Here is a 26,652-nt window from a genome sequence, read left to right on the forward strand (position 1 = left end):
GCGCCCGGGAAGCACAAGAAAACAGGCCCCTACTTGAACTCGCGCAGATCCGGCGGCGTATCGTCGCGATCACCGTGGGGATGGGCGGCGTAGGCGTTGATGTAGACCTCGTGAGACTGCTTGATGAGCCGCTCAGGCGAACGCAGATTATGCACCTGCGTGTCCTCCACATAGTAAATCAGGGCCCGATGGAGGCGCACCAGCAGAGGCCGATCAAGCTGGAAGCCTGCATTGACCAAAGCCTCTTCCAGAAGCTCCAGGGTGTAATCGAGGACACTGTAGCGAACAACCAGGGCCAACTCATGCCGCCCCGGCTCCACCTGGACCCCCCTCAGCGCAGCCAGGGATCGGCGCGCCTGGTAGATCTGCCCCTCTGGATAGGCCTTGAAACAGATCTCCCGGGTTTTGGCGATTCCGGCTCCGGCGTGGTTGAGATGCGCCCCGTGCTTGCGTCCAGCCAGCTTGTAAGCAGTCTCGCGTCGCATCACCACCCCCCGCCGTCGTTGTTACTTTCCGCTATTCTGGAGGATCTGCAGACCCTTGAGCAAATTCACAGCCTGGGCCAGCTGGTAGTCGTCCTTGCCGGCAATCTCAAAGGGCGGCTTGCTCTCATCCACTTCATCCTTGGGCTTGTCCTTATCCTTGGATTTCGGTCCGGCTTCCTTCTTCTGGACAGGCACGACTTCAAGCTTCGGCGGTTCCGGGTCACGGCCATTGCCGAGGTGGCGGTCGAGATCCGCCTCGCGCATGCGCTCCCGGGAGGCACCACTTGGCGTTTCTTCAACGATGATGTCGGGCACGATGCCCTTGGCCTGAATCGACCGGCCGCTGGGCGTGAAGTAGCGTGCCGTGGTGAGCTTGATCGCCGCGTTGCTGTTGAGGGGAAGGATGGTCTGCACCGAACCCTTGCCGAAACTCTGGGTACCCATCACCACCGCGCGCTTGTGATCCTGGAGGGCGCCGGCAACGATCTCGGAGGCCGATGCCGAGCCGCCATTTACCAGCACCACCATCGGCACGCTCTTGATGGACGGCGGCACATTGCGGATGAAGTCCTCCCGCGCGCCGCGCAGATAATCATCCGGAACCGCCAGGTATTTTCGCTTGGCATCTTCGGCACGCCCATCCGTGGATACCACCAAGGCCTTTGCCGGCAGGAATGCGGCCGAAACCCCTACCGCGCCATGCAGCAACCCCCCCGGATCATTGCGCAGATCAAGTACCAACCCCTTTAGCTCACCCTGTTTTACGAGCTTTTCGAGGTGCTGAACCAGAGATGCCGCCGTCTGCTCCTGGAACTGCACCACCCGAACATAACCGTAGCCGGGCTCGACCACCTTCGACTTGACGCTCTGGACCTTGATGACTTCCCGCACCAACGTCACCACGATCGGCTTGGCCTCGCCCTTGCGGGCGATGGTCAACACGATGGAGGTCTTGGGCTTGCCACGCATCCGCTTGACCGCATCGTTGAGAGACATGCCCTTCACCGAGGTATCGTCGAGCTTGATGATCAGGTCACCCGCCTTGATACCTGCGCGGAAAGCCGGCGTATCCTCGATGGGCGAGATCACCTTGACGAAACCATCTTCCGAACCCACCTCGATGCCCAGGCCCCCGAACTCGCCCTGGGTACCCACCTGCAGTTCCTTGAAGGCTTCCGCATCCAGATAAGCGGAGTGGGGATCGAGGTTGGACAGCATGCCGCTAATGGCGTGGGTGATGAGCTTCTTGTCATCCACCGGTTCCACGTAGCCTTGCTTAATGGCGTTGAAGACATCCGCCAGGTTGCGCAACTCTTCCACCGGCAAGGGTGCCAGACCAGCGGCCTTGTCCGCGTTGGCCGAGAAATTGAGGCTGATCAGAACCCCGGCACAAAGCCCGGTAAACACCAGGCCGGCTTGTTGCAGTCTGCTGCGCATAAAGTCTCCGTCTGGACGCAGGGCCCCAGGGCCCCGAACGCCATTACATGCCCGCAATGGAGCTATTCTGAGTAGGGAGAGGAGTATAAACCGGAAAGGTTCCCGACTCGGCACGCGCCGGGGGCTCTACACTAGCCTCGTGAAAAAGTGGTATTTTATTGGGTCGCTCAGCCCTTAACCGCCCGTCGCTTTCGTGAAAACAGACTTCGTTGATCTCATCGCCAAACAGGAACACATCGAGACTGCTGCTCGAGCCCTCAAGGCGATTTCTCATCCCCTGCGCCTCAAGATCCTGTGCGTGGTCGGAAGCGAGGAAGTCTGTGTGCAGGATATCGTGGAAGCCGTAGGCACCTCGCAAAGCAATATTTCCCAGCACCTCGCCATTCTGCGGGACAAGGGCGTGTTGCTCACCCGCAAGGACGCCAACCGGGTTTATTACCGTGTCGGCGACACCCGCACACTCCAGCTTATCGTCATGATGCGCGAAGTCTTCTGCAACGACGACGCCTGACCCCTTTTTCGACCCGGAGTTCGTTTAGTGGAATTCATCCAGCAAAACTGGTACTGGGCAGCCCTTGCCGCCGTCAGCGGCTCCCTGCTCATCGTCACCTCCCTGAAAGGCGGCCGCGGTATTTCCCCCGCCCAGGCAACCACGCTCATCAATCGCGAAGACGCCATCGTGGTAGATGTCCGCGAGTCCGCCGAGTACAGCGCCGGCCACCTGCTCAACGCACGCCACATCCCCCTGGGCGAGCTTGAGAAGCGCCTCGGCGAACTCGACAAGTTCAAGGACAAGCCGGTCATCCTCAACTGCCAGAGCGGCAGCCGATCGGCTTCGGCCTGTGGCGTCCTGCGCAAGGCCGGCTTCAACAACGTGCACAACCTCGAAGGCGGCATCGCGGCCTGGGAGCAGGCCGGCATGCCCATAAGCCGCAGGAAAAAATGACCATGCAACCCAAAGTGCTCATGTATACGACCGCTGTATGCCCCTACTGCGTCCGGGCCGAAGGCCTGCTGCGGCGCAAGGGTGTAGCGGAAATCGACAAGGTGCGCATCGACATCGACGCGGCCCGCCGTGACGAAATGATGGAGCGCACCGGTCGCCGCACCGTGCCGCAAATCTATATCGGCGACTTTCACGTGGGGGGGTGTGACGACCTGTTCGCCCTTGACCACGAAGGCAAGCTCGATCTGCTGCTGAATGGCGAAGCCGCCTGAGAAGCTGCCCAATCCTTTTATCCACGGAAAAACCATCATGTCCGAAACCGCAGAACAGCCCGTTTTCTCCATCGAAAAGCTTTACGTCAAGGATCTGTCTCTGGAAGTGCCGAACGCACCCCAGATCTACCTAGAGCGCGAAGCCCCCCAAATCGGTGTTCAGTTGCGCACCGAAGGCAACGCCGTTGATGAAGGCGTCTTCGAAGTGAAACTGACCGTCACCGTGACGGCCAAGCTCGGTGAAGACAAGACTGTGTTCCTGGTTGAAGTTGCCCAGGCCGGCATCTTCCAGATCCGTAACGTGCCCCAGGAAGATCTGGAACCGATCATGATGATCGGTTGCGCGAACATCCTCTTCCCCTACGCCCGCGAAGCCGTTTCCGACGCCGTGGCCCGTGCTGGCTTCCAGCCGGTGATCCTGGCCCCCGTCAACTTCGAAGCGCTGTTCCAGCAGAACCGCCAACAGGCCTCCCAACAGCCCGCGGCCGATACGCCGATCCAATAATGACGCAGCGCCGCCGCCCCATCCTCGCGGCGCTGCTCGGCCTGCCGCTGGCTTTCGCAGCGGCAGGTGCAGCTGCCTCGGACTACCGTTCCCTCACCGAGCCGGCCATTCTCTACGACGCCCCGTCGAAGCAAGGCAAACCCCTTTTCGTGATCCAGCGCTACACCCCCGTGGAAACGGTGGTGAACATCGATCGCTGGGTCAAGGTCCGCGAGCCAGCCGGCAGCCTGCTGTGGCTGGAACGCCGCCAGCTGTCCGACAAGCGCACGGTCATCATCACCGCGGCACGCGCCGACGTCCGTCAGAAGCCCGAAGCCAGCGCGCCCCTTGCCTTCGAGGCAATCAAGGACGTGGTTCTCGAACTATCGGACAAGCCCGCCGACGGCTGGGTCAAGGTCAAGCACCGGGACGGCACCAGCGGTTTCATCCGCGTCAATCAGGTCTGGGGACTCTAAGCACATGCGTATCGCGGTCTTTGGTGCCGGAGCCTGGGGCACGGCCCTGGCCATTGCCTTCAGCCGTGGTCACGACGTCATCCTGTGGAGCCGAGAGTCTTCCGAGATTGCCGCCCTGCGCCAGGATGGCGAAAATCGCCGCTACCTGCCTGGCATTCCACTGCCCGCCACCCTGAGCTTCAGCGACGACCTGCAGCAGGCCGCCCAGGCCGACCTGCACCTCGTCGTCACCCCCCTGGCAGGCCTGCGCAGCACCGCCCGCGCCCTCCGCGCTGCCGCACCGGCAACGCCCCTGCTATGGGCCTGCAAGGGCCTGGAGGCCGGCACCGCCAAGCTGCCCCACCAGATCATTGAAGAAGAGCTCGGCGCCGAGGCCCCGTGTGGCGTGCTCACAGGGCCGAGCTTTGCTGCAGAAGTCGCCCAGGGCCTGCCTGCAGCCGTCACCATCGCCGCCCGCGACATCGCATTTGCGCGTCACTGGGTCCAGGCCCTGCACAACAACCGGCTGCGCCTCTACGCCAACGACGACCTCATCGGCGCCGAAGTAGGCGGCGCGGTCAAGAACGTCATGGCCATCGCGGCCGGTGTCGCCGACGGCATGGGCTTCGGGCTCAACGCCCGGGCCGCCCTGATCACCCGGGGGCTGGCCGAGATCACACGCTTGGGCATGGCCCTGGGCGGTCGACGCGACACCTTCATGGGCCTGGCCGGGCTGGGCGACCTGGTGCTGACCTGTACCGGCGACCTCTCCCGCAACCGGCGCGTCGGCCTGCTGCTGGCCGAAGGCAAAACGCTCCCCGACATCCTCCAGACACTCGGCCACGTAGCCGAAGGCGTCAGCACCACCCGGGAAGTGGCTGCCCTGTCCGCCCATCTGGGTGTGGACATGCCCATCACGCAGGCGGTCGATGGTGTTCTGGCTGGCAAGCTATCAGCACGAGATGCCGTGGAACAACTCCTCGCCCGCGACCCCAAGCAGGAATGATCGAGCGGGCCACACGGCCGCAGATCTGCTCAGGCGTTCTCAGGCCCCGCCTGCAAAACCACTCTGGCGCCACGCCTCATAAACCACCACCGCCGCGGCGTTCGACAGATTGAGGCTGCGATTGTCAGGCCGCATCGGAATGCGCAGGCGCTGTTCCCCGGCGAACTCGGCGTGCAGCTCCGGCGGTAAACCGCGGGACTCTGAACCAAAGACGAATACATCGCCCGGCACGAAGGCCACCTCGGCATAGCAGCGCCCTCCGTGGGAGGTCAGCGCAAAGATCCGCTGCCCCACAAAGCCGGCCCGGCAGCTGGCCCAGTCCTCATGCACGGTAACCACCGCCATGTCCCGGTAATCGAGGCCGGCGCGGACCAACTGCTTTTCTTCCAGCGTAAAGCCGAGGGGTTTGACAAGGTGCAGCCGCGCGCCCGAATTGGCACACATGCGCATGATGTTGCCGGTATTCGGGGGAATTTCCGGCTGATGGAGGACGACATGGAACATGGGCGCGGATTGTGCCCGCCCCGCCCATCGGGATCAACCCGGCCTTGGCGTACGTGCCAACACACGGTTCTCCACACTCACAGCCCCTGCCCCCTTCAGACTACGTGCCAGTTCGGCAAGGGTCGCACCCGTGGTCATCACGTCATCGACCACCACCACCCGCAGCCCCTCAACTCCTGCCGTCACCCGAAAGGCCCCACGCACATTGGCGGCCCGGGCTTTCCACGGCAACCCAGCCTGCGGCGCGGTATCCACATCACGCACCACGCCATCCAGGACTACGGGCAAGCCCCAGCGCCGCGCCAAAGGCCGCGCCAGCTCAGCCGCCTGATTGAAGCCCCTGGTGCGCAGCCGCGCAGCATGCAATGGCATCGGAATAACCAGATCCGCCTCGGGCATCGGCTGGGCCGCCAGCAACTCGACAAACAGCCGACTCACCGACAAGCGATGCCCATATTTCAGGGCCTGGACAAGACGATCGAGGGGAAACCCATAATCAAGCACCGCGAACGTGCGATCAAAAAAAGGGGGATGGCTGAGGCAGGCCCCGCACACGCCCCCCGCCGGATGAGAGATCCCGCAGCTCGGACAACGTGCCAGCCCGCGCCCAGGCAGGGTCTGCAGGCAGTCCGCGCACAGCACGGCACTGCCGCACCCCGCGCCGCACGCAAAGCACTGCTGGGGGAAAAAGGCCTCCAGTACCGAGCCCACCCAAGGGCGCAATCCAAGCGCTTGATTTGACAAGTCCAGACCCCTTCAGGGAAACTTGAGAGCTTCGTAATTCAAAATTACAGCCTATAAAAAGGGTGCATCACCATGACCGTCACCGTCGCCCACGCAGAGAACACGCCCACAGCCACCAACGCCCCTGCACGCAAACGCTGGAGCGTGGCCGAAATCGAGGCCTTGTTTGCCCTGCCCTTCAACGATCTGGTGTTCCGTGCGCAACAAGTGCACCGGGCGCATTTCGACCCCAACGCCGTTCAGCGCTCCACCTTGCTGTCCATCAAGACAGGTGGGTGCTCTGAAGACTGCGGCTACTGCTCCCAGTCATCCCGCTACGACACGGGCCTCGAGAAGGAAGCTCTGCTGCCCCTGAGCGAGGTGCTCGACAACGCCCGCGCGGCCAAAGCAAAGGGCGCATCGCGCTTCTGCATGGGCGCTGCCTGGCGCGGCCCGAAGGAAAAGGATCTCGCCCCGGTGCTCGACATGGTGCGCGAAGTAAAAGCCCTCGGCCTCGAAACCTGCGTTACCCTTGGCATGCTGAAGGACGGGCAGGCCGAGCAACTCAAAGACGCCGGCCTTGACTACTACAACCACAACATCGATACCTCGCCCGAATTCTACGGCCAGATCATCACCACCCACACCCTGAAAGATCGCCTCGACACCCTGGAAAAGGTGCGCGACGCCGGCATCAACGTGTGCTGCGGCGGCATCGTCGGGCTCGGCGAGACCAAGAAGAGCCGCGCCGCCCTGCTAGCCGAGCTGGCCAACATGAACCCGCCGCCGGATTCCGTGCCCATCAACAACCTGGTGCAGGTGGAAGGCACGCCCCTCGACAAAGCCGAGCCCATCGACCCCTTCGACTTCGTTCGCATGATCGCCGCCGCCCGGATCACCATGCCCGAGAGCTACGTGCGTCTGTCGGCCGGCCGCCAGGAACTCGGTGAAGGCATCCAGGCCCTGTGCTTCATGGCCGGTGCCAACTCCATCTTCTACGGCGAGCGCCTGCTGACCACCGACAACCCGGATGCCGACTCCGACGACGCGCTGTTCGCCCGTCTCGGACTCAAATCCGTCTGAGGCCAGCCGGACCCCGATGACTCTGCCGGACTTCCAGCTCGACCCACGCCTCGTGCGGCGTCGGGCCGAGCGGGCCGCTGCCGGTTACGCTTCGGTCGACACGCTGGCCCGGGAGATCTCCCGGCGCATGGGCGAGCGCCTCGACTACATCCGCATCGAGCCCAAGCGCATTCTCGACCTAGGCTGCGGCCCTGGCACCGACCTGGCTGCCTTTGCCGAACGCTACCCGGGCATCCCGCGGATCGCTGTCGACAGTGCCTCGACCATGCTCACCCAGGCCCGCGGCGAAAAAGGGCTGCTCCAGCGCCTGATGCGCTTCGGCAAACCTGCTGATCCCGAATTCGTCTGCGCAGACGCCGCCGCCCTGCCCCTAGCCCGCGCGTCAGTGTCGCTGGCTTGGTCCAATCTGATGCTCCAGTGGCTGCACGATCCGCTGCCGGCCCTCAAGGAGATTCACCGGGTGCTGGAAGTAGGCGGCATGCTCATGTTCTCCACCCTCGGTCCGGACACCCTCAAGGAGCTCCGCGCCGCCCTGCCACCGTCGAACGCAGAACACCTGCACCGCTTCATCGACATGCACGATCTGGGCGACGCCCTGGTTGGCGCCGGCTTCTCCGATCCAGTGATGGACATGGAGATGCTCACCGTCACCTACACCCGCCTGGACGACCTGTTCCACGACCTGCGCACCAGCGGCTCCACAAATGCCGCCCTTAGCCGCCCTCGTGGCCTCGTCGGCAAAGGCCACTGGGCCGCGCTCCGGGCCAACTACGAACAGCTGCGCCGGGACGGGCGCCTTCCGGCCACCGTCGAGGTGGTCTATGGCCACGCCTGGAAGGCCGCCCCCAAGGTCATGGATGACGGCCGCGCCATCGTCCGCTTCGAACGCAAGCCGGCTTAGTCTTAGCACATGCCCCCGATCTGGCTCTTCGACCTGGACAACACGCTGCACAACGCCAGCCCGCACATCTTTCCGCACATCAACCGCAGCATGACCGCCTACCTCATGCGTCATCTGGATCTCGATGAGCGGGACGCCAACCGGCTGCGCGTGGAGTACTGGAAGCGTTACGGCGCCACCCTAACCGGCCTGATGCGCCACCACGGCACACCGCCGGAGCACTTCCTCCACCATACCCACCAGTTTCCCGATCTGACGCGGATGGTGGTATTCGACAGTGCCGTGCGTCACCTCCTGCGCCGCCTCCCGGGCAAGAAGATCGTCTTCTCCAACGGTCCGCTGCGTTACGCCGAGTCCGTGCTGGACGTAATGGGCATACGCAAACTGTTTGCCGATGTGTATTCAGTCGAACAGATGCGCTTCCACCCCAAGCCCAAGCTTGCTGGCTTCCAGCACCTGATCAAGGACCACCGGCTCAACCCCCAGCGCTGCATCCTCGTTGAAGACAGCGCCGAAAACCTGCGCACCGCCAAGCGTTTGGGCATGAAGACGGTGTGGATCAGCCGCAGCCTGCGCCAGCCCGATTTCGTGGATTGCCAATTGCCCTCCGTACTGGGGCTGGCTCGACACGCAATCAGGAGCATCACTTCGGGGTAAAATGGCGGATTACGCTATCCAGACAGCGAGTCCGCCATGCCCAACTCCAAGACTGAAAACCTGAACATTGCGGCCTTCGACCGCATGCCCTCGCCGGACGAGATCACCGCCCGTCTGCCCCTCAGCGACACCGCCGCCAAGGTCGTGACCGAGGGCCGCCAGACCCTGCAGGCCATTCTCGACCACAAGGACCCACGGGTTTTCGTCGTGGTGGGCCCCTGCTCCATCCACGATCCGGTTGCCGGTATCGACTACGCCCGCCGCCTCAAGAAGCTGGCCGACGAAGTCTCCGATACTCTTGTTCTGGTGATGCGCGTGTATTTCGAGAAGCCCCGCACCTCCACTGGGTGGAAGGGCTACATCAACGATCCGTACATGGACGACTCCTTCCGCATCGACGAAGGCATGGAGAAGGCTCGTCGCTTCCTGCTGGAAGTCAACGAAGTCGGCCTGCCCACCGGCACGGAAGCCCTCGACCCCATTGCACCCCAGTACTACGGTGACCTGATCGCCTGGACCGCCATCGGCGCCCGCACCTCCGAATCCCAGACCCACCGCGAGATGGCCTCCGGCCTGTCCACTCCGGTCGGGTTCAAGAACGGCACCGACGGTTCCCTCGACGCCGCCGTCAATGGCATCCTGTCAGCCTCTCATCCCCATAGCTTCCTGGGTATCAACGGTCAGGGCCAGTCCTCCGTGATCCGCACCCGCGGCAACGCCCACGGTCACGTGGTGCTGCGAGGTGGCGGCGGCCGCCCCAACTACGATACCGTCTCCGTCTCCCTGGCCGAAAAGGCGCTCAACAAGGCCAGGCTGCCGGCCAACATTGTCATCGACTGCTCCCACGCCAATTCATGGAAGAACCCGGAGTACCAGCCCCTGGTCATGCGTGACGTCGCCCACCAGATCCGCGAAGGCAATCGCTCCATCGTCGGCCTGATGATCGAAAGCAACATCGAGGCCGGCAACCAGCCCATCCCCGCCGACCTCTCCCAGCTGCGTTACGGCTGCTCCGTGACAGACGCCTGCGTTGACTGGAGCACCACCGAGGAGATGATCCGTAACACCCGCGACATCCTGCGGGACATCCTGCCGAAGCGGAGCGCGGCCTGATGAATCTGGTAGTTCAGGGGCAGAAGGTCGAAACCCGCGCCCTGAAGGATCTCGCCACTTTGACCAGCTCGGAAGGCCTCGGCCGGCTCGGCAACAACGCCTTCCGGCTCATCGGCGCCCAACCCCACCCGGATCTCGAAGCCTACTGCGAGGCCCACGAGCTGGATTTCGCCTTCGTTCCCAACAACCGCCACCTGAAGGATTTCCGCCTTTTCGTCACCGATATGGATTCGACGCTGATCAGCATCGAATGCATCGACGAGATCGCCGACATGCAGGGTCTCAAGCGCGAAGTGGCGGCAATCACCGAAGCCGCGATGCGTGGCGAACTGGACTTTCGTGAATCCCTCAGCCGACGAGTGGCCCTGCTTGAAGGCCTGCCCGAGGAAGCCCTGGCCCGGGTCTTTCAGGAACGCCTGCGCCTCAACCCTGGCGCTGAAACACTGATGGCTGGCCTCAAGCAGGCCGGCATCATAACCGTGCTGGTCTCCGGCGGCTTCACCTACTTCACCGAACGCCTGCAGAAGCAGCTCGGCTTTGACTATGCCGTCGCCAACCAGCTGGAAATCCGGGGCGGCAAACTCACCGGCAAGGTCAAAGGGGATGTCATCGACGGCGAGGCCAAGCGCCATACTCTCCAGCTGGTGCGCAGGCACCACGGCTTTGCGCCTGAGAGCGTAATCGCCGCCGGCGACGGGGCCAACGACCTGCCGATGCTGTCCGAAGCCGGCATTGGTATCGCATACCACGCCAAGCCAGTGGTGCGCAAACAGGCAACCCATGCCATCAGCCACGCCGGGCTGGACGGCATTCTCCGATTGTTCACCTGAAAGAATCTGGTGCGACCGGCACGAGCGCTTGGCGTGGAAAAACCGAAGGGCCCTTTTATGGAGACTTGCCGACCGGTTCAGCCCATCTCCCGCGCGGTCTCTCCAACCTTGCTGCTCGCGTCCAGTGCAGTTTCATCCTAGCGACGCCGAAACAGATTCACCGTGGCGCAATGCACATGCTGCATGACAGCATGAATAGATTTGTCGAAATTCTTTACACCCACTTCGGGCAAAGGTATATTCGCGCGATGCCTATCAAGAAGACGATAATCGGCTTTTTTGTAGCGATCGCCTCCACTGGTGCGGTCCTCGCCTCCGAGCCCCAATACCGCGGCAACGACGAAGCGCCGCCCCCATCGGTTTTCGAACGTTACACCGACTCCGTGCGCTCGCTGGTTGATCGCAGCCTCAACTTCCTTGGTGTTCCCTATCGCATGGGTGGCACCAGCCCGCTTACCGGCTTTGACTGCAGCGGTTTTGTCGGCAAGGTCTTCGCCGACGCCTTGGGTTTCGGCATGCCGCGAACTGCGGCCGAGATGTCCCAGATGGGCGAGCAGGTCACTCTCAACGAGCTCAAGCCGGGTGATCTGGTGTTCTTCAACACCATGCGCCGCACCTTCTCCCACGTCGGCATCTACCTCGGCAACAACCAGTTTGTTCATGCCCCGTCCTCCGGCGGAGTAGTCCGTGTCGAAGACATGCGCATCGGCTACTGGGCTGCCCGCTATGACGGTGCCCGTCGCGTTCTGCCTGGCACCCAGTCCCGGCAGTCTCAGACCAACTGACCCGCTTCGTCGGGTCAGCTCTCCCCGGCATATGCGGCGACCGAACACCAAGATCCCACGCTCCAAGAGACGGCATGATTCCCTGGCTGAGTGACCGCCCAGCCTTTCCGCCCCTTTCCCGCGCCCTCCGCGAACCCAACGGACTCCTCGCCGCGGGTGGCTCCCTCAGCCCCGAATGGCTGCTCGCCGCCTATCATCGCGGCATATTCCCGTGGTTCAACGACGGTGAGCCCATCCTGTGGTGGAGCCCGAACCCCCGCATGGTGGTTTTTCCCGGCGAGGTACGGATCACCCGCTCCCTGCACAAGACCCTCCGCAAGGGGAGTTACCAGGTCCGCCTCGATCATGACTTCGCTGGCGTCATCCGCGCCTGCGCAGCCCCCCGCGAGCCCGGAGGACGCACCTGGATCACACCGGATATCCAGTCGGCGTACATCCGCATGCACCAACTCGGCTACGCCCACAGCGTCGAGACCTACATCGATGACGAATTGGCCGGCGGGCTGTACGGGATGGCCCTGGGTCAGGCCTTTTTTGGCGAATCCATGTTCAGCCGGCGCACGGATGCATCGAAGATAGCCTTCGCCCACCTCACGCGCTTTCTTGAGCAACGCAATTTCCGCGTGCTAGATTGTCAAATGACCACGCGGCATCTGGCCTCTCTGGGCGGCCGGGAAATCGCCCGGGACGATTTTGCAAAGCTGCTGGATGCCTTTGCCAACATGGACTCACCGCCAGCACGCTGGCCCGAGGATGGCGCGACTCACCCCTGGACGTAGTGCCCGATGCTCAAGGACTATCCCTACTCCCTGCTGCAGTTCTACGCCACAGCGCCTTACGCGTGCTCTTATCTGCCCGACCGCCAGGCGCGGTCGCAGGTTGCCACCCCCAGCCACCTCATAGATACACCGCTATACAGCGAGTTGGTGCATAGCGGATTCCGGCGCAGCGGCATCTTCTCCTATCGCCCTTACTGCGATGCCTGCCGCGCCTGCATTCCGGTGCGTATACCGGTCGCCGCCTTCCGCCCCAATCGCAGCCAGCGCCGCGCCTGGACGGCCTGCGGCCACCTCCAGCCCCGGGAAATGCCCCTCGAATTCATCGAGGAGCACTACCTGCTCTACCAGCGCTACCAGGCAAGCCGCCATGCCGGCGGCGGCATGGACCAAGACAACCGGGAGCAGTACGCCCACTTCCTGCTACAGAGCCATGTAGACAGCCGCCTCATCGAGTTTCGCGAGAATGGCATCCTGCGCATGGTCAGCGTCATCGACTGCCTCACCGACGGGCTATCCAGCGTCTACACCTTTTACGAGCCCGAATCTTCAGGGCCCGGGCTAGGCACCTTTGGTGTGCTGTGGCAGATCGAAGTCTGCAGGGAGCTCAAGCTCCCCTACCTCTATCTCGGCTACTGGATCCGGGACAGCCGCAAGATGGCCTACAAAGCCCGCTTCAGGCCGCTCCAGGGGCGCATCGGCGGGCAGTGGCAAACCCTTACCGACACCGATATCGCCCAACTCGAATGACCCACTCTGCTCGCCCCAGCATCCGACACAGCCCCCTCCTCACCCTGCCCTGCCTTGCCCTTCTTGCCGCCATCAGCGCCCCGGCCCGGGCGATTTCCCCTGTCGATGAGTTCATCGACGCGCCCGGGCGCCACTGGCTGGTACTCTCCGGCATTTCCCATCACTTTCAGCCCGACCGCCGCGACTGGCGTGAAAACAACCCGGGTGCAGGCATCGAGAAGGAATTCGCCGGCACGCCATGGGTAGCAACGGCAGGCTATTTCCGCAACAGCTACGACCGCAACACCTTCTACGCCGGCGCCCGCTGGATGCCCCTGAGCATCGGCCCCGTGCGGCTCGGGGCCTTCGGCCTTATCGCCAGCGGCTATCCCTCACCGGTTCTAGTCCTGCCCGCCGCATCCATCCAGGCCGGCCGGGTCGGTGCCAACTTGGTCGCCCTTCCCAACCTCCCCGGCTACAGCGGCTATCTCGGCCTGCAGGTCCGCTTCGCCGTCGATTGAGCGTCGAAACATAGCTTTTCCGCACTGCGGTAGAATGGCGGATGCTCTACGAAATCGCCCGCCCCGTCTTCTTCTCCCTTGATCCGGAGACTGCCCATGAAACCGCCCTGGCTGGCCTGAATGTCGCCGGGCGCCTGCTGCCAGCCGGCAAGCCGCTTCCGTCCAGATCGGTCGAAGTCATGGGCCTCAGCTTCCCCAACCGCATCGGCATGGCTGCCGGCCTCGACAAGAACGGCGAGGTCATTGACGGACTAGCCCGAATGGGCTTTGGCTTCATCGAAATCGGCACCATCACCCCCCGCCCTCAGCCCGGCAACCCCAAGCCACGCATGTTCCGGCTACCCGAAGTCAAGGGCATCATCAACCGCATGGGCTTCAACAACCATGGCATCGACGCCCTGATCGGCAACGTCGAGGCCATGAAGTTCAAGGGCATCCTCGGCATCAACATCGGCAAGAACGCCGACACCCCCATCGAACGGGCCGCCGATGACTACCTGATTTGCCTCGACAAGGCCTACCCCCTGGCCAGCTACATCACGGTCAACATTTCGTCACCCAACACCAAGAACCTGCGCCAGCTTCAGGGTGAGTCAGAGCTCGACTCGCTTCTTGGCCAGCTCAAAGCACGCCAGGCCGAGCTCGCCGACAGGCACGGCCGCTACGTACCGATCACCCTCAAGATTGCTCCCGACCTGGACGACGCCCAGATCACCAACATCGCCGACGCCCTGCGCCGACACCGCATCGACGCCGTGATCGCCACCAACACCACCCTGGCCCGCGATAAGGTTCAGGGCATCCCGTTTGGCGATCAGCAGGGTGGCCTATCCGGCGCACCCCTGTTCGAGGCGTCCACCGCCATCGTGGCCGCCCTTGCCAAGGCGCTTCAAAACGAGCTACCCATCATCGCCGCCGGCGGTGTCTTTGACGGCCGCCAAGCCCGCGCCAAGCTCGATGCCGGAGCAAAGCTGGTCCAGATCTACAGCGGTCTGATCTACCGCGGCCCTGCACTGGTCCGTGAGGCAGTGGCAGAAACCCGCGACTACACCTGATGTTCTCCACCAATTTGCCCCTACTCACAGCAGGCTTGAGCCCCGGCCAGCCAGCGCGGGATAATCCAGCCCCTGCCCTTCCCCTCTGCGGCTGACATGACCAGCTATCTCTTCGTGATCCTCGGCGCGGTTCTGGTGAACAACGTCGTGCTGGTTCGCATTCTCGGACTGTGTCCGTTCATGGGTGTCTCCAAAAAGCTCGACACGGCCATCGGCATGGGGGCAGCAACCACCTTCGTACTGACCTTGGGCTGCGGCACCAGCTACCTGGTCGATCACTACGTCCTCATTCCCGCGGGCGTCGACTACCTGCGCACGCTGGCCTTCATCGTGATCATCGCTGCCATCGTGCAAGTCACCGAGTTGGTCATCCAGAAAACCAGCCCGGTGCTGCACCAGGTGCTCGGCATCTACTTGCCCCTGATCACCACCAACTGCGCCGTGCTGGGCGTGCCACTGCTCAATGTAGCCCTGCACCACGATCTGCTGGAATCCCTGCTTTTCGGCTTTGGCAGCTCTGTCGGTTTCTCCCTCGTTCTCATCCTTTTCGCCGGTATCCGCGAGCGCCTCGACGGTGCCGACGTCCCTGCGCCGTTCAAGGGTACCGCCATCGCCATGGTCACTGCCGGCCTGATGAGCCTGGCCTTCATGGGCTTTGCCGGCCTCGATAAGTATCACTGAGCGCCCTCACCAAAATGCTCACCGCACTCCTCGTCATGACTGGCATCGCCCTGCTCCTCGGAGCGGGCTTGGGCTTTGCCTCCATCAAGTTCAAGGTCGAAGGCGACCCGCTGGTCGACAAGATCGACGCCATCCTTCCGCAGACCCAGTGCGGCCAGTGCGGCTTCCCTGGCTGCCGTCCTTACGCCAATGCCATCGCCGGCGGTGAAGCCGAAATCAACCAGTGCCCACCGGGTGGTGAAGAAGGCATCCGCAAGCTGGCCGATCTGCTCGGGCGCGAGTTCAAGCCGCTCTCCGAAGAACACGGGGTTGAAAAGCCCAAGTCCGTGGCAGTGATCGACGAAGCCACCTGCATCGGCTGCACTCTGTGCATCCAGGCCTGCCCGGTGGACGCCATCGTCGGCGCCGCCAAGCAGATGCACACCATCATCGCTGCTGACTGCACAGGCTGCGAGTTATGCCTGGCCCCCTGCCCTGTGGACTGCATTGCCATGGAGCCCATCGCCGAGACGGTAGACACGTGGAAATGGCGCTATCCGGTCTTCCAGATCAGGCACGCCGCCTAGCATGAACCGACTCCACGCACACCGCCCCCCTGGCCCTCAGGGTGCGAATCCAACCCTCCGGGCATCCGGGCAGATCTGACATGCTGCGCAAACTCTTCAAGTTCCATGGTGGCGTCAAGCCCCAGACCAACAAAGAACAGTCCACCACCACCCCCATAGCCCCTGTGCCCCTTCCGGACAGGCTTGTGATTCCCCTGCATCAATCGGTTGGCGGTCACCCCCGCCCGCTGGTGCAGCCCGGCGATCGGGTCTTCAAGGGCCAGCGCATCGGTGGTGCCGACGGCAACCTTTCATCGGCCGTGCATGCATCCACTTCCGGCATCGTCCGTGACGTGCTGCCGGCGGTAATGCCCCACACCTCCGGCCTTACTACCCTGTCGGTCGTCATCGAACCCGACGGCGAAGATCGCTGGGGCGAGCTCGACCGGATCAACGTTCGTGCCGCCACTCCCGACGAACTACGTGACTACCTGCGTGACGCGGGTGTGGTGGGCCTGGGCGGTGCCGTCTTCCCCAGCCACCTCAAGCTCAAGCCGGGCAAGGAAGGCAGCCTCGACACCCTGGTGATCAACGGAGCCGAATGCGAGCCCTTCATCACCTGCGACGACATGCTGATGCGCGAGAGGGCCGCCGACATGCTCAAGGGCATCAGCGCCATGCGCCACATGCTCCAGGCCCGGGAGGTGCTGATCGGCATCGAGGACAACAAGCCCGAAGCCCTTGCCGCCATCCAGGCCGCCCTCTCTGCCAGCGGCGAGAAAGGTATCGAGGCCATTGCCATCCCCACCCGCTATCCGGCGGGCGGCGCCAAGCAGCTCATCCGGGTGCTCACCGGCATTGAAGTTCCCCACGGGCGCCGCTCCACTGATTTCGGCGTGCAGTGCTTCAACGTCGGTACGGCCTACAGCATCCACGACGCCCTTGAGCACGGCCGGCCGCTGCTCTCCCGGGTTGTCACCGTGGCCGGCAACGTGAAGGCCCCGCGCAACTACGAAGTGCTGATCGGCACACCGATGGACCACGTGGTACGCCTCGCCGGCGCCCGCCACGACACCGACCGCTACATCATGGGCGGCCCAATGATGGGCGTGCGCATGCCAGCTTTCGACGTGCCAGTCGTCAAGGCCACCAACTGCATCCTGGTCGGCAGCCCGGCGTTGTTTCCGCCCCCGCCACCGGAAATGCCCTGCATCCGCTGCGGCGAGTGCGCCAAGGCATGCCCGGCCGACCTCGCGCCCTTCGAGATGTACTGGTTCTCCCGCGCCCGGAACTTCGGCAAGACCCAGGAATACCACCTCTTCGACTGCATCGAATGCGGCTGCTGCAGCTTCGTGTGCCCCTCCCACATTCCGCTGGTGGACTACTTCCGCTTCTCCAAGAGCGAGATCTGGGCCCGGGAGCGGGAAAAGGAAGCCGCCGACACTGCCCGCGAACGCTTCGAGTTCAAGAACCTCCGGCAAGAGCGGGAGAAACAAGAAAAGGCCGAAAAGCTCGCCGCCAAGGCAGCCGCCACCCGCGAGAAGGTCGCCGGTGAGACCGCGGCCCCCGGGGCCGCGCCCGCCGCCAAGCCAGGCGGAGACGACGCCAAGCGCGCCCTGATCGAGGCTGCCATGGAAAAGGCCCGCCAACAGAAGGCGCAGGTCGCCCCAAAGAACACAGATGTCACCAACCCCGGCGTGCAAGCCGAGATGGCCGCCATCGATGCCCGTCGCGCCGCCCTGGAGCCGCCCACCGAAACCCCACCCCCGGCCGGCCAGGCCTGAGCGCGCCGCCTGGAACCCGCCCATGATCAACTCGCCCTACATTCGCAAGCCGGCCAGCGTCCAGAGCGTCATGCTCCAGGTCCTTCTGGCCCTGGTACCCGGCATCGCCGCCTACGTGTGGTTCTTCGGCGCGGGCATCCTTGTCCAGCTGGCCATCGCCAGCCTCGCCGCCGTGGCTGGCGAGGCCGCCATGCTGGCCATTCGCGGCAAACCGAAGGCGCTCTTTCTCACTGACCTGTCAGCCATCGTCACCGCCTGGCTGATCGCCCTCACCTTCCCGCCGATCGCCCCCTGGTGGCTCACCGTCACCGGCACCCTGCTGGCAGTAGTCATCGTCAAGCAGCTTTACGGCGGCCTCGGTCAAAACCCGTTCAACCCGGCCATGGCCGCCTTCTGCCTGATGATCGTGGCCTACCCGGCGCTGATGTCCCAGTGGCCTGCCGCGGGCCAACTCGATTTCAAGGCCCAGCTCGACCTGATCTTCGGCGGCGTCCGCCAGGTGGACGCCATCACCGGCGCAACCCCCCTCGATGCCCTGCGCACAGCCCTGCGCAGCGCCGTCAGCGCCGACTCTGAACTCCACGGCCTGCGCGCCTCCCAGCTCATGGACGGCCCGGCCTTCGGTGCCCTGGGCGGCAAGGGTGGCGAATGGGTCGCTCTGGGCTACCTGCTGGGCGGCCTGTGGCTGATCCAGCGGCGCATCATCACCTGGCACATCCCGGCAGCCTTCTGTGGCGCCCTCTTCGTCACCGCCGGCCTGCTGTGGGGCCTGCGCCCCGAGAGCTTCGCCTCTCCGCTCTTCCACCTGGCCTCCGGCGGCGCCATGCTCGGCGCCTTCTTCATCCTGACCGACCCGGTCTCGGGCGCCACCACCGCCCGCGGCAAGCTGCTCTTTGCGGCCGGTGCAGCCGTGCTCACCTACGTGATCCGCGCCTTTGGCGCCTATCCGGACGGCATCGCGTTTGCGACCCTGCTGATGAACATCCTCGTGCCCATCATCGACATGAAGACCCAGGCACCCGTTTTCGGCCACAAGAAGGACTGACGGCCATGAGCGAAACCACTGCCCTCGGCCTTTCCGCCCGTACCGGCGGGGTTATGGTGGCCTTCACCGTGGTGTTCACGGCGGTGATGGCCTTCACCTACGATGCCACCCGCGAGCAGATCCGGGCTTCGGCGACCGAGGAGAAGATGAAACTCATCTCCGAAGTGCTGCCCGGCACCACCTACGATAACGCCCTGCTGGACGACTACGTGCAGCTCGGCCCCACCCGCGAACTTGGGCTCGATGAAGGCGGCCGTGTCTATCGTGCGCGCAAGGCCGGCCAACCTGCCGCCCTGCTGCTGGAGGCCACCGCCCCCGACGGCTACAGTGGCCGCATTGACCTGATCGTCGCCATCAATGCCGACGGCAGCGTGTCCGGCGTGCGCGCCGTCAGCCACCGGGAAACCCCGGGCCTGGGCGACTACATCGACCCGAAGAAGGACAAGAACAAGAAATCCCCCTGGATCACCCAGTTCGCCGACCTGAAGGCTGCAGACATACCGGCCTGCAAGGTGAAGAAGGACGGCGGGCAGATCACCTACCATACCGGCGCCACCATCAGCGCCCGCGCCGTCACCGGTGCCGTGGCCCGCGCAGCCCGCTTTGCGGCCGACAACCAGAACCGCCTGTTCGCCGCCACGAGCGGCGGCCCCCTCTGACGGGAGACCCGCCATGGACTTTCAAGCCCACAAGGACATCGCCTGGAACGGCATCTGGAAGCAGAACACCGGCGTCGTCCAGATCCTCGGCCTGTGCCCCATCCTCGCCATCAGCACCAACGTGGTCAATGCCGTCAGCCTCGGCCTCGCCACCATCCTGGTCATGGCCCTGGCCAACCTGGCCATCTCGGCCCTGCGCAACTTCATCCCCTACGAGATCCGCATCCCGGTCTTCATTCTGATCATCGCGGCCCTCGTCACCGTGGTGGACCTGGCTTTCAATGCCTATCTCCACGAGCTCTATCTGGTGCTCGGCATCTTCATTCCGCTCATCGTCACCAACTGCATCGTGCTCGCCCGGGTCGAAGCATTTGCCGCCAAGAACGAACCCGCCGGCTCCACGGTGGACGGCATCGCCATGGGGGTCGGCCTGACCCTGGTGCTCGCCATACTCGGCGCCATGCGTGAGATCGTCGGCAGCGGCACCCTGTTTTCCGGCATTGAGATGATCTTTCCGGGGGTCGAGGGGCTGACGCTCTTCGGTGACCACTACCCAGGCTTCCTGGTTGCCATCCTGCCGCCGGGCGCCTTCATCGCCCTGGGCTTCCTGATCGCCGGCCGTAACTGGATCGAAGCCCGCAAGCAGGCCCGCGCCCGCGCCAACCCGCCGGCCCCCGGCGCGCCGGACACCTCCGCCGAATCGCCGTCACCGGCAGAAGCCGCCTGATGGCCGACATGAAGCTGGCCGCGGTTGCCGAAGCCTTCCGGCGCCTGCGGGACGCCAACCCCACCCCGACCACCGAACTGGAATACGCCTCGCCTTACCAGTTGCTGGTCGCCGTAGTGCTATCTGCCCAGGCTACCGACAAGGGCGTCAACATCGCCACCCGAAAGCTCTTTGCCGTTGCCCCCACCCCGGAAGCCATGGTGAGCCTGGGCGAGGCCGGCATAGCCGAACACATCAAGACCATCGGTCTGTTCCGCAACAAGGCAAAAAACACCCTGGCCCTGTCGCATCAGCTGCTCGAACGGCACGGCGGCACAGTCCCCAACGACCGGGAAGCCCTTGAGGCCCTGCCCGGGGTTGGCCGCAAGACCGCCAACGTGGTGCTCAACACCATCTTCGGCGAACCTACGATGGCCGTGGACACCCACATCTTCCGCCTCGCCAATCGCACCGGCCTGGCCCCCGGCAAGGATGTGCTGGAGGTCGAGAAGCGCCTGCTCCGACGTATCCCCAAGGAATACCTGCGTGACGCCCATCACTGGCTGATCCTGCACGGCCGCTACGTGTGCGTTGCGCGCAAGCCGCACTGCGGTGAATGCATCATCCGCGACCTGTGCCTGTCCCGGGACAAGACCGACTGAGCCGCGGCTCGAACGTCGCCGCTGCAAGCCGTGCCGACGACACGCCGGCACGCCCCATCCCGATACCCCGAAAGAATTACCCCAAGGAAACCCCCGCCATGTTCGATCCATCCCGAGACCAGGCCCGCCAGTTCTTCGTCAGCGCCTGGGCCAAGCACCGGAACCGCGAGGTTCTGACCCAGCTCGAGATCATCGCTGCCGATCTGGTTGCCCATCATCCCGAATACCACGCCCTGCTCGAAGACCCCGAAGCGGTGCTGAAGGACTTCAGCCCGGAGGATGGCCAGATCAACCCCTTCCTGCACCTGTCCCTGCACCTGGCCATAGAGGAGCAACTTTCCATCAACCAGCCGCCAGGCATCCGGGAAGCCTTCGAGGCCTGCCAGGGCCGTCATGGCGACCGCCACGCAGCCCTTCACGACGTGCTTGAATGCCTTGGCGAAACCATCTGGAAGGCCCAGCGCGACAAGGCCCCCCTGGACGGCCGCGCCTACGTGGACGCGGTGCGCAAGCGCGCCGGCCACTGAATGCCTACACTCAGCCCCTGCCCACCCGATACGGTCATCCTCCGCATGCAAATGGAAGTCAAAGATCAACCCAGGTACGCCGTTGTGGCGGCCGTGCAATTGCCCAACGTCACAGACCTGGAGTTCGAAGCCTCACTGACGGAGCTTCGGGAACTTGCCAAGACCCTCGGGCTGCAGGTGGTTCACACCTTCATCCAGAAGCGCACCAGCTTCGATACCAACGCCTACCTGGGCGTGGGCAAACGCCAGGAGATCCAGACCTACGTCAACGGCGAACACGAAGCCCTGCCGGGAGGCGGCCTGATCGACGCCATCCTGGTGGATCACGAAATTTCCCCCTCCCAGGCACGCAACCTGGAGGTCGAGGTAGGCTGCGAGGTGATGGACCGCACCATGGTCATCCTCGAGATCTTCCACCGCAACGCCCGCTCCCGTGCGGCCCGGGCCCAGGTAGAGATCGCCCGCCTGGGCTACATGGCGCCACGCCTGCGCGAGATGGCCAAGCTGGCCGGCCCCCAGGGGCGCCAGCGCAGCGGTGTCGGCGGCCGGGGTGCCGGTGAATCCCATACCGAACTCGACCGCCGCAAGATCCGCGACCGCATTGCCGAGCTGCAGCAGGAAATCGACGCCATGGAGGTCGAGCGCAAGACCCAGCGCGCTCGTCGCCAGGAGCGCCAAGGCCTCGCCACGGTGGCGCTGGTCGGCTACACCAACGCCGGCAAGTCCACCCTGATGCGGGCCCTCACCGGCAGCGAGGTGCTGGTCGCCAACAAGCTCTTCGCCACGCTGGATACCACCGTGCGGGTGCTGCACCCTGAAGGCGTGCCCCGGGTGCTGGTCAGCGACACGGTGGGCTTCATCAAGAATCTGCCCCACGGCCTCGTCGCCTCCTTCAAGTCCACCCTCGACGAGGCCCTGGACGCGTCACTGCTGCTCCACGTGATCGATGCCAGTGACCCGGGCTTCGAGCGCCAGCTCGAAGTGACCGACGTGGTGCTGGCCGAGATCGGCGCCGATACCCTGCCGCGCATCCGCGTCTTCAACAAGATCGACCACGTGGGCGATGCCACCGCCCAGGCCGAATGCGAGGCCTCGCTGCGGGCCCGATACCCGGACTGCGTCGTCATGAGCGCACGCCGCCCGGAAGAAGTCTCCGCCCTCCGGGACGTCATCCTCGGTTTCTTCCAACGGGATCTGGTCGAAGCCGAGCTCTCCCTGCCCTGGTCGGCCCAGCAGCTGCGCGGCGAGATTTATTCCAACTGCCAGGTATTGGAAGAACGTGCCGATGAAGAAGGCGCCTTCTTCAAGGTACGCGGAGCGGCCGATGTGGTGCAGGGTCTGCAGGACCGCCTCGGCCAGCAGTAGGCCGGCCACTCATTCGTGCCGGAGGGCCTCGATGGGGTCCAGGCGGGCAGCCCGCCGGGCCGGCACGTAGCCGAAGATCACACCGATGGCCGCCGAAAAGCCGAAGGACAGCAGGTTGATCACCGGATCGAAGAGATAAGGCACCTTCATCAGCGCCGCCCCGGCGATGGACGCCAGGCTTGCCAGCCCGATGCCGACCACTCCCCCCAGGGACGACAGGGCCACCGCCTCGATCAGGAACTGCAGCAGCACCTCGCCCTCACGGGCACCGATGGCCAGGCGGATGCCGATCTCCCGGGTGCGCTCGGTCACCGACACCAGCATGATGTTCATGATGCCGATGCCCCCCACCAGCAGGCTCACCGCCGCCACCGCCCCAAGCAGGCCGGTGAGGACGCGGGTGGTGCCTGACAGGGTCTCGGCAATCTGGCGGGTATCCATCACCGAGAAGTCATCGTTGTCACCCGGGCTGACGTGACGCCGCTCACGCATCAGCCAGGTCACCTCGTTCTTGGCCGCATCGATGGAGGCCCCGTCCCGCACCGAGATCATCAGGCTGCCTACATCCACCGAGCCGGTGAGCCGCCGCTGCAGGGTGCGCAGGGGCATCACCACCAGGTCATCCTGATCGTTGCCCATGGTGGACTGCCCTTTTGAGGCCAGCAGGCCGATCACCTCGCAGGAAAACTGCTTCACCCTGAGCTGCTGGCCGACGACATCAAAGCCGCCGAAGAGCTCCTTGCGCACCGTCTCACCGATCACACACACGGCAGCGCCGGCCCTTTCTTCGGCTTCGTTGAAGATGCGGCCGCTGGCGAGCTGCCATTTGCCTGTGGCAAACCAGTCGGCGCTGCTGCCAGTGACGCTACTCGACCAGTTGCGCGCCATGGCCACCAGGGTGACGCTCTTGCCGCTGACCGGTACCACGGCGGCAAGCCCGCTCACCTGGCTGCGCAGGGCATCGGCGTCAGCCACGCGGAAGCTGGCCGCCCCCGCCGAATCCCGGCCAGGGCCCAGCTGCTGGCCGGGCCGGACAATCAACAGATTGCTGCCCAGGCTGGAGATCTGATCGGATATGGAGCGGGTCGCCCCATTGCCCAGCGTCACCATGGTGATCACTGCAGAAACGCCAATGACGATGCCCAGGATGGTCAGGAAGGAGCGCATCAGCTTGCGGCGGATCTCGCGCAGGGCGAGCAGGACTGCGTTCCACAGCATCAATGGGCTCCCTCGCTGCAGACGGACGGCGTCGTGCGGATATCGCTGGCAATGCGCCCATCCACCAGACGCACGATACGATGGGCGTACTCGGCCATGTCAGCCTCGTGGGTCACCATCACCACAGTCAAACCCTTGTCGCGGTTGAGGGCCACCAGCAGCGCCATGATCTCGCGACTGCGCTCGGTGTCCAGGTTGCCGGTCGGCTCGTCGGCCAGCAACAGGGAGGGCTCCGTGACCAACGCCCGGGCAATGGCCACCCGCTGCTGTTGCCCACCGGAGAGTTCAGCCGGAGTGTGGTGCCCCCAGCCCTCCAGCCCGACGGCCGCCAGCGCCTCCCGGGCCAAGAGGCGCCGCCGTGAGGCGGGCTCGCCACGATACAGCAGAGGCAATTCCACATTCTCCTGGGCAGAGGTGCGTGCCAGCAGATTGAAGCCCTGGAAGATGAAGCCGAGCGCATGCCGGCGCAGCAGGGCCCGCTGATCCCGGTCGAGCTGCGCCACCTCCAAGCCCTGGAAGCGGTAGCTGCCCCCACTGGGCGTATCCAGGCAGCCCAGGATGTTCATCAGCGACGATTTACCCGAGCCGCTCGGCCCCATGATGGCCACGAACTCCCCCGCCCCGATGCTCAGATCCACCCCTCGCAGGGCCTGAAAAGCCGCGGCGCCGTGGCCGAAGCAACGGGTCACATTGCTCAGGGCAATCAGCGGAGCGCTCATTTCCCGGCCACCAGCGCCTCGACAATCAATTCCGTACCCGGCTGCAGGGCTGCCTCACCTTCCACCGCACGCACTTCAGAGACCTGACCATTGCTGCCCAGCACTTTCACCCGCAAGGGCTGAGCCTGACCATCGCGCAACTGCCAGACAGTCCGTGTGCCGTCTCTGGCCGCCACCTCGGAAGCGGCTTTGGGTGGCGGGGCTGGCGGGCGCGGCATCAAGCTGGCAAGCAGACTGCGCCGGGCGGCCACCTGGTTTGCCGGTGGCGAGAAGCGCAGGGCCGCATTGGGCACCAGCAGCACGCCCTCGCGCCGCGCCGTGGTGATTTCAGCGGTGGCCGTCATGCCCGGGCGCAGCATCAACGCATCGTTCTTCACTTCAAGGATGGTCAAATAGGAGACCACCTGATCCTTGGTCTGGGAACCCCACCCCACCCGGACGACCCGCGCCGGAAACGTCTCCCCTGGCCAGGCATCCACATGGAAGCGCGCCGCCTGCCCCTCCTTCACCTTACCCACATCAGCCTCGTCCACATCCACCTGCAGCTCCATACGCCGCAGGTCTTCAGCCAGGGTGAACAGCACTGGCGCCGTCATGGCTGCCGCCACCGTCTGGCCCGGCTCCACCTTGCGGGTGAGGACAATGCCATCGATGGGGGAATGGATGATGGTCTTGGACAGGCTGATCTCCTGGGTGCTGAGGGCCGCCGTGGCCGATACTACGGCTGCGCGTGCGGCCCCCTGATCGGCAACGGCCCGCAAGGATGACGCCTCGCCGGCATCCAGCTCAGCCCGGGACGGGACCTTGCCACCCGACAGGCGGGCCACCTCCTTCAGGCGCCCCAGGGTGGCAGCCGTCTCCGCCACGGTCGCATCCGCCTGGTGCAGACGGGCCCGGGCCGAGACCAGATCGGCGCGGGCTTGACGCACCTGATCCTTCAGTCTGGAGGGGTCAAGCCGGGCAATCACCTGGCCCTTGCGTACCCGGTCATTCACGTCCACCAGCACCGACTCGACAATGCCTGACAGCTCGCTGCCTACATCAACGGAGTTGGTGGGCTGCAGATTGCCATTGGCCGACACGCTGATCACCAGATCACCCGTATACGCAGCGGCCGTGCGGTAGCGCGGAGTGTCGCCCGTACCATCACCACCCAGCAGGCTGAAAAGCACCAGGCACAACAACACAGTGGCCGCGCCAAGCACCACCAGCCGGGGCCGATGCCCCCAGCGTGGCTTGGTGCCGTCGCCAACGAGTTTGCGGAGCGCCTCCGTCGATGGGGGCTCAAGAATGCTCATGGGGCGTCACCAATGAAGTTGAAGCAGCCGCGGCAGCGGTTTCAGGCGACCAGCCACCGCCGAGGGCCTTGTAAAGACGGATCAGGGCGGTGAGGCGTTCGGCATCAGCCGTAGCCAGGCTATCCTCGATGGAAAGCAGGCTGCGCTCGGTGCTCAGCACGGTCTGGAAGTCGATCAACCCGGATCGATAGCGATGGCTCGCCAGCAGGGCTGCATTGCGCGCAGCCTCAGCAGCACTCGACAGAGCTGCCTGGCGCGCACGGCCACTGGCCAGAGCGACCAAGGCGTTGTGTACGTCCTCCAGGGCCAGCAACACGGCCTTCTCATAGGCGGCCACCGACTGCTCCCTCACAGCCTCGCGGACATCCACCTGGGCACGCAGACGGCCGCCATCGAATAAGGGGCCGGACACGGAAGCCGCCAGGGAGCGAGCCAACTGCCCGCCACCGGAGAAGGTGGACAGGCCCAGGGCTTGAAGACCGATGGAGCCCGACAGGCTGAAGCCCGGGTAGCGGGCCGCCTCAGCCTGCCCCACCCGGGCCGTCTCGGCGGCCACCCGGCGCTCGGCAGCCCGCACATCGGGGCGCTGACGCAGAGCCTCAGCCGGAATGAACAGGCCCACTTGCTCCGGCACCACGGGCAGCACAGCTGCAGCGCCTTCCGGAGCCACTAGCCGCACAT

Annotated in this window: 33 protein-coding genes and 1 pseudogene; 25 read left to right on the forward strand and 9 right to left on the reverse strand. The window is 64.5% G+C overall.

What is annotated here, in order from left to right; translation table 11 throughout:
• Positions 1-29 precede the first annotated feature (29 nt).
• Both PHI64_RS07215 and PHI64_RS07220 read right to left on the reverse strand, forming a co-directional pair.
• Positions 30-485: a hypothetical protein gene (locus PHI64_RS07215; RefSeq protein WP_299880820.1), complete on the reverse strand. Its 456-nt coding sequence runs from the start codon at positions 483-485 to the stop codon at positions 30-32.
• A 21-nt stretch (positions 486-506) separates the two neighbouring features.
• Entirely contained in the window at positions 507-1,922 is a 1,416-nt protein-coding gene (locus PHI64_RS07220; protein WP_299880823.1) for a S41 family peptidase, read from the reverse strand.
• Positions 1,923-2,115: 193 nt separating this feature from the next.
• Here PHI64_RS07220 and PHI64_RS07225 point away from each other — a divergent pair, with 193 nt between their 5' ends.
• The 6 genes from PHI64_RS07225 to PHI64_RS07250 are packed head-to-tail and all read left to right on the forward strand — an operon-like array spanning position 2,116 to position 5,085.
• The gene (locus PHI64_RS07225; protein WP_296563887.1) at positions 2,116-2,433 is read left to right on the forward strand and encodes a metalloregulator ArsR/SmtB family transcription factor; all 318 of its coding nucleotides are present in this window, start codon (positions 2,116-2,118) and stop codon (positions 2,431-2,433) included.
• A 27-nt stretch (positions 2,434-2,460) separates the two neighbouring features.
• Positions 2,461-2,868, forward strand: coding sequence for a rhodanese-like domain-containing protein (locus PHI64_RS07230; protein ID WP_299880828.1), 408 nt, complete (start codon positions 2,461-2,463; stop codon positions 2,866-2,868).
• A 2-nt stretch (positions 2,869-2,870) separates the two neighbouring features.
• Positions 2,871-3,140 (forward strand): glutaredoxin 3, encoded by a 270-nt coding sequence (grxC, locus tag PHI64_RS07235; protein WP_299880831.1) that lies wholly within the window; start codon positions 2,871-2,873, stop codon positions 3,138-3,140.
• Between the two features lie 37 nt (positions 3,141-3,177).
• Entirely contained in the window at positions 3,178-3,645 is a 468-nt protein-coding gene (secB, locus tag PHI64_RS07240; RefSeq protein ID WP_299880834.1) for a protein-export chaperone SecB, read from the forward strand.
• A complete protein-coding gene (locus tag PHI64_RS07245) occupies positions 3,645-4,100 on the forward strand; it encodes an SH3 domain-containing protein (protein WP_299880837.1) in 456 nt (151 codons plus the stop codon). The genes secB and PHI64_RS07245 overlap by 1 nt, the downstream gene beginning before the upstream one ends.
• A 4-nt stretch (positions 4,101-4,104) precedes the next feature.
• The gene (locus PHI64_RS07250; RefSeq protein WP_299880840.1) at positions 4,105-5,085 is read left to right on the forward strand and encodes an NAD(P)H-dependent glycerol-3-phosphate dehydrogenase; all 981 of its coding nucleotides are present in this window, start codon (positions 4,105-4,107) and stop codon (positions 5,083-5,085) included.
• Between the two features lie 39 nt (positions 5,086-5,124).
• On the opposite strand, the gene PHI64_RS07255 is transcribed toward PHI64_RS07250, so the two are convergent.
• The 3 genes and pseudogenes from PHI64_RS07255 to PHI64_RS07265 form a co-directional block, all read right to left on the reverse strand.
• Positions 5,125-5,589: a tRNA (cytidine(34)-2'-O)-methyltransferase gene (locus tag PHI64_RS07255; protein WP_299880844.1), complete on the reverse strand. Its 465-nt coding sequence runs from the start codon at positions 5,587-5,589 to the stop codon at positions 5,125-5,127.
• A gap of 33 nt (positions 5,590-5,622) precedes the next feature.
• Positions 5,623-6,093: a ComF family protein gene (locus tag PHI64_RS07260; protein ID WP_299880915.1), complete on the reverse strand. Its 471-nt coding sequence runs from the start codon at positions 6,091-6,093 to the stop codon at positions 5,623-5,625.
• A 45-nt stretch (positions 6,094-6,138) separates the two neighbouring features.
• Positions 6,139-6,300 (reverse strand): annotated as a pseudogene (locus tag PHI64_RS07265) (double zinc ribbon domain-containing protein); the annotation flags it as partial.
• A gap of 105 nt (positions 6,301-6,405) precedes the next feature.
• Here PHI64_RS07265 and bioB point away from each other — a divergent pair.
• The 19 genes from bioB (at position 6,406) to hflX (ending at position 22,736) form a co-directional block, all read left to right on the forward strand.
• Positions 6,406-7,395: a biotin synthase BioB gene (bioB, locus tag PHI64_RS07270; protein ID WP_299880847.1), complete on the forward strand. Its 990-nt coding sequence runs from the start codon at positions 6,406-6,408 to the stop codon at positions 7,393-7,395.
• 16 nt (positions 7,396-7,411) lie between these two features.
• On the forward strand, positions 7,412-8,296 hold the full coding sequence (locus PHI64_RS07275) for a methyltransferase domain-containing protein (protein WP_299880850.1): 885 nt from the start codon (positions 7,412-7,414) through the stop codon (positions 8,294-8,296).
• A gap of 9 nt (positions 8,297-8,305) precedes the next feature.
• Positions 8,306-8,953, forward strand: a complete 648-nt coding sequence (locus PHI64_RS07280) for a pyrimidine 5'-nucleotidase (protein WP_299880853.1) — start codon at positions 8,306-8,308, stop codon at positions 8,951-8,953.
• 36 nt (positions 8,954-8,989) lie between these two features.
• Positions 8,990-10,066, forward strand: coding sequence for a 3-deoxy-7-phosphoheptulonate synthase (locus PHI64_RS07285; RefSeq protein ID WP_299880856.1), 1,077 nt, complete (start codon positions 8,990-8,992; stop codon positions 10,064-10,066).
• Entirely contained in the window at positions 10,066-10,896 is an 831-nt protein-coding gene (serB, locus tag PHI64_RS07290) for a phosphoserine phosphatase SerB (protein ID WP_299880859.1), read from the forward strand. Before PHI64_RS07285 ends, serB begins: the two co-directional genes overlap by 1 nt.
• Before the next feature lie 248 nt (positions 10,897-11,144).
• The gene (locus PHI64_RS07295; protein WP_299880862.1) at positions 11,145-11,681 is read left to right on the forward strand and encodes a C40 family peptidase; all 537 of its coding nucleotides are present in this window, start codon (positions 11,145-11,147) and stop codon (positions 11,679-11,681) included.
• 74 nt (positions 11,682-11,755) lie between these two features.
• Positions 11,756-12,460: a leucyl/phenylalanyl-tRNA--protein transferase gene (aat, locus tag PHI64_RS07300; protein WP_299880866.1), complete on the forward strand. Its 705-nt coding sequence runs from the start codon at positions 11,756-11,758 to the stop codon at positions 12,458-12,460.
• Between the two features lie 6 nt (positions 12,461-12,466).
• Positions 12,467-13,207, forward strand: a complete 741-nt coding sequence (locus tag PHI64_RS07305; protein WP_299880869.1) for an arginyltransferase — start codon at positions 12,467-12,469, stop codon at positions 13,205-13,207.
• On the forward strand, positions 13,204-13,707 hold the full coding sequence (locus tag PHI64_RS07310) for a hypothetical protein (RefSeq protein WP_299880872.1): 504 nt from the start codon (positions 13,204-13,206) through the stop codon (positions 13,705-13,707). The genes PHI64_RS07305 and PHI64_RS07310 overlap by 4 nt, the downstream gene beginning before the upstream one ends.
• A gap of 41 nt (positions 13,708-13,748) precedes the next feature.
• Complete coding sequence (locus PHI64_RS07315; RefSeq protein ID WP_299880875.1) at positions 13,749-14,762, forward strand: quinone-dependent dihydroorotate dehydrogenase; 1,014 nt, start codon at positions 13,749-13,751, stop codon at positions 14,760-14,762.
• A 96-nt stretch (positions 14,763-14,858) separates the two neighbouring features.
• Positions 14,859-15,443 carry an electron transport complex subunit RsxA gene (gene rsxA / locus PHI64_RS07320; RefSeq protein ID WP_299880878.1) on the forward strand — a complete coding sequence of 195 codons (585 nt, stop codon included), beginning with the start codon at positions 14,859-14,861 and terminating at the stop codon, positions 15,441-15,443.
• Between the two features lie 14 nt (positions 15,444-15,457).
• On the forward strand, positions 15,458-16,009 hold the full coding sequence (gene rsxB, locus PHI64_RS07325; RefSeq protein ID WP_299880881.1) for an electron transport complex subunit RsxB: 552 nt from the start codon (positions 15,458-15,460) through the stop codon (positions 16,007-16,009).
• 80 nt (positions 16,010-16,089) lie between these two features.
• Positions 16,090-17,772 (forward strand): electron transport complex subunit RsxC, encoded by a 1,683-nt coding sequence (rsxC, locus tag PHI64_RS07330; RefSeq protein WP_299880884.1) that lies wholly within the window; start codon positions 16,090-16,092, stop codon positions 17,770-17,772.
• Positions 17,773-17,794: 22 nt separating this feature from the next.
• Positions 17,795-18,817: an RnfABCDGE type electron transport complex subunit D gene (locus PHI64_RS07335; RefSeq protein ID WP_299880887.1), complete on the forward strand. Its 1,023-nt coding sequence runs from the start codon at positions 17,795-17,797 to the stop codon at positions 18,815-18,817.
• 5 nt (positions 18,818-18,822) lie between these two features.
• The gene (locus tag PHI64_RS07340; protein WP_299880890.1) at positions 18,823-19,476 is read left to right on the forward strand and encodes an RnfABCDGE type electron transport complex subunit G; all 654 of its coding nucleotides are present in this window, start codon (positions 18,823-18,825) and stop codon (positions 19,474-19,476) included.
• A gap of 13 nt (positions 19,477-19,489) precedes the next feature.
• Complete coding sequence (locus tag PHI64_RS07345; protein ID WP_299880893.1) at positions 19,490-20,203, forward strand: electron transport complex subunit RsxE; 714 nt, start codon at positions 19,490-19,492, stop codon at positions 20,201-20,203.
• An 8-nt stretch (positions 20,204-20,211) separates the two neighbouring features.
• The gene (gene nth / locus PHI64_RS07350; protein WP_299880919.1) at positions 20,212-20,844 is read left to right on the forward strand and encodes an endonuclease III; all 633 of its coding nucleotides are present in this window, start codon (positions 20,212-20,214) and stop codon (positions 20,842-20,844) included.
• Positions 20,845-20,942: 98 nt separating this feature from the next.
• Positions 20,943-21,371, forward strand: a complete 429-nt coding sequence (locus PHI64_RS07355; protein ID WP_299880896.1) for a DUF1841 family protein — start codon at positions 20,943-20,945, stop codon at positions 21,369-21,371.
• 45 nt (positions 21,372-21,416) lie between these two features.
• Positions 21,417-22,736, forward strand: coding sequence for a GTPase HflX (gene hflX, locus PHI64_RS07360; RefSeq protein WP_299880923.1), 1,320 nt, complete (start codon positions 21,417-21,419; stop codon positions 22,734-22,736).
• A gap of 9 nt (positions 22,737-22,745) precedes the next feature.
• On the opposite strand, the gene PHI64_RS07365 is transcribed toward hflX, so the two are convergent.
• The 4 genes from PHI64_RS07365 to PHI64_RS07380 all read right to left on the reverse strand — a co-directional run.
• Positions 22,746-23,954: an ABC transporter permease gene (locus PHI64_RS07365; protein WP_299880899.1), complete on the reverse strand. Its 1,209-nt coding sequence runs from the start codon at positions 23,952-23,954 to the stop codon at positions 22,746-22,748.
• Positions 23,954-24,673, reverse strand: coding sequence for an ABC transporter ATP-binding protein (locus PHI64_RS07370; RefSeq protein ID WP_299880902.1), 720 nt, complete (start codon positions 24,671-24,673; stop codon positions 23,954-23,956). The genes PHI64_RS07365 and PHI64_RS07370 overlap by 1 nt, the downstream gene beginning before the upstream one ends.
• On the reverse strand, positions 24,670-25,971 hold the full coding sequence (locus tag PHI64_RS07375; RefSeq protein ID WP_299880906.1) for an efflux RND transporter periplasmic adaptor subunit: 1,302 nt from the start codon (positions 25,969-25,971) through the stop codon (positions 24,670-24,672). Before PHI64_RS07375 ends, PHI64_RS07370 begins: the two co-directional genes overlap by 4 nt.
• On the reverse strand, positions 25,958-26,652 hold a 695-nt coding region (locus tag PHI64_RS07380), incomplete at its 5' end, for a TolC family protein (protein WP_299880909.1). The genes PHI64_RS07380 and PHI64_RS07375, both read right to left, overlap by 14 nt.

It is taken from the genome of Zoogloea sp. (assembly GCF_028689785.1).
GTDB lineage: Bacteria > Pseudomonadota > Gammaproteobacteria > Burkholderiales > Rhodocyclaceae > Zoogloea.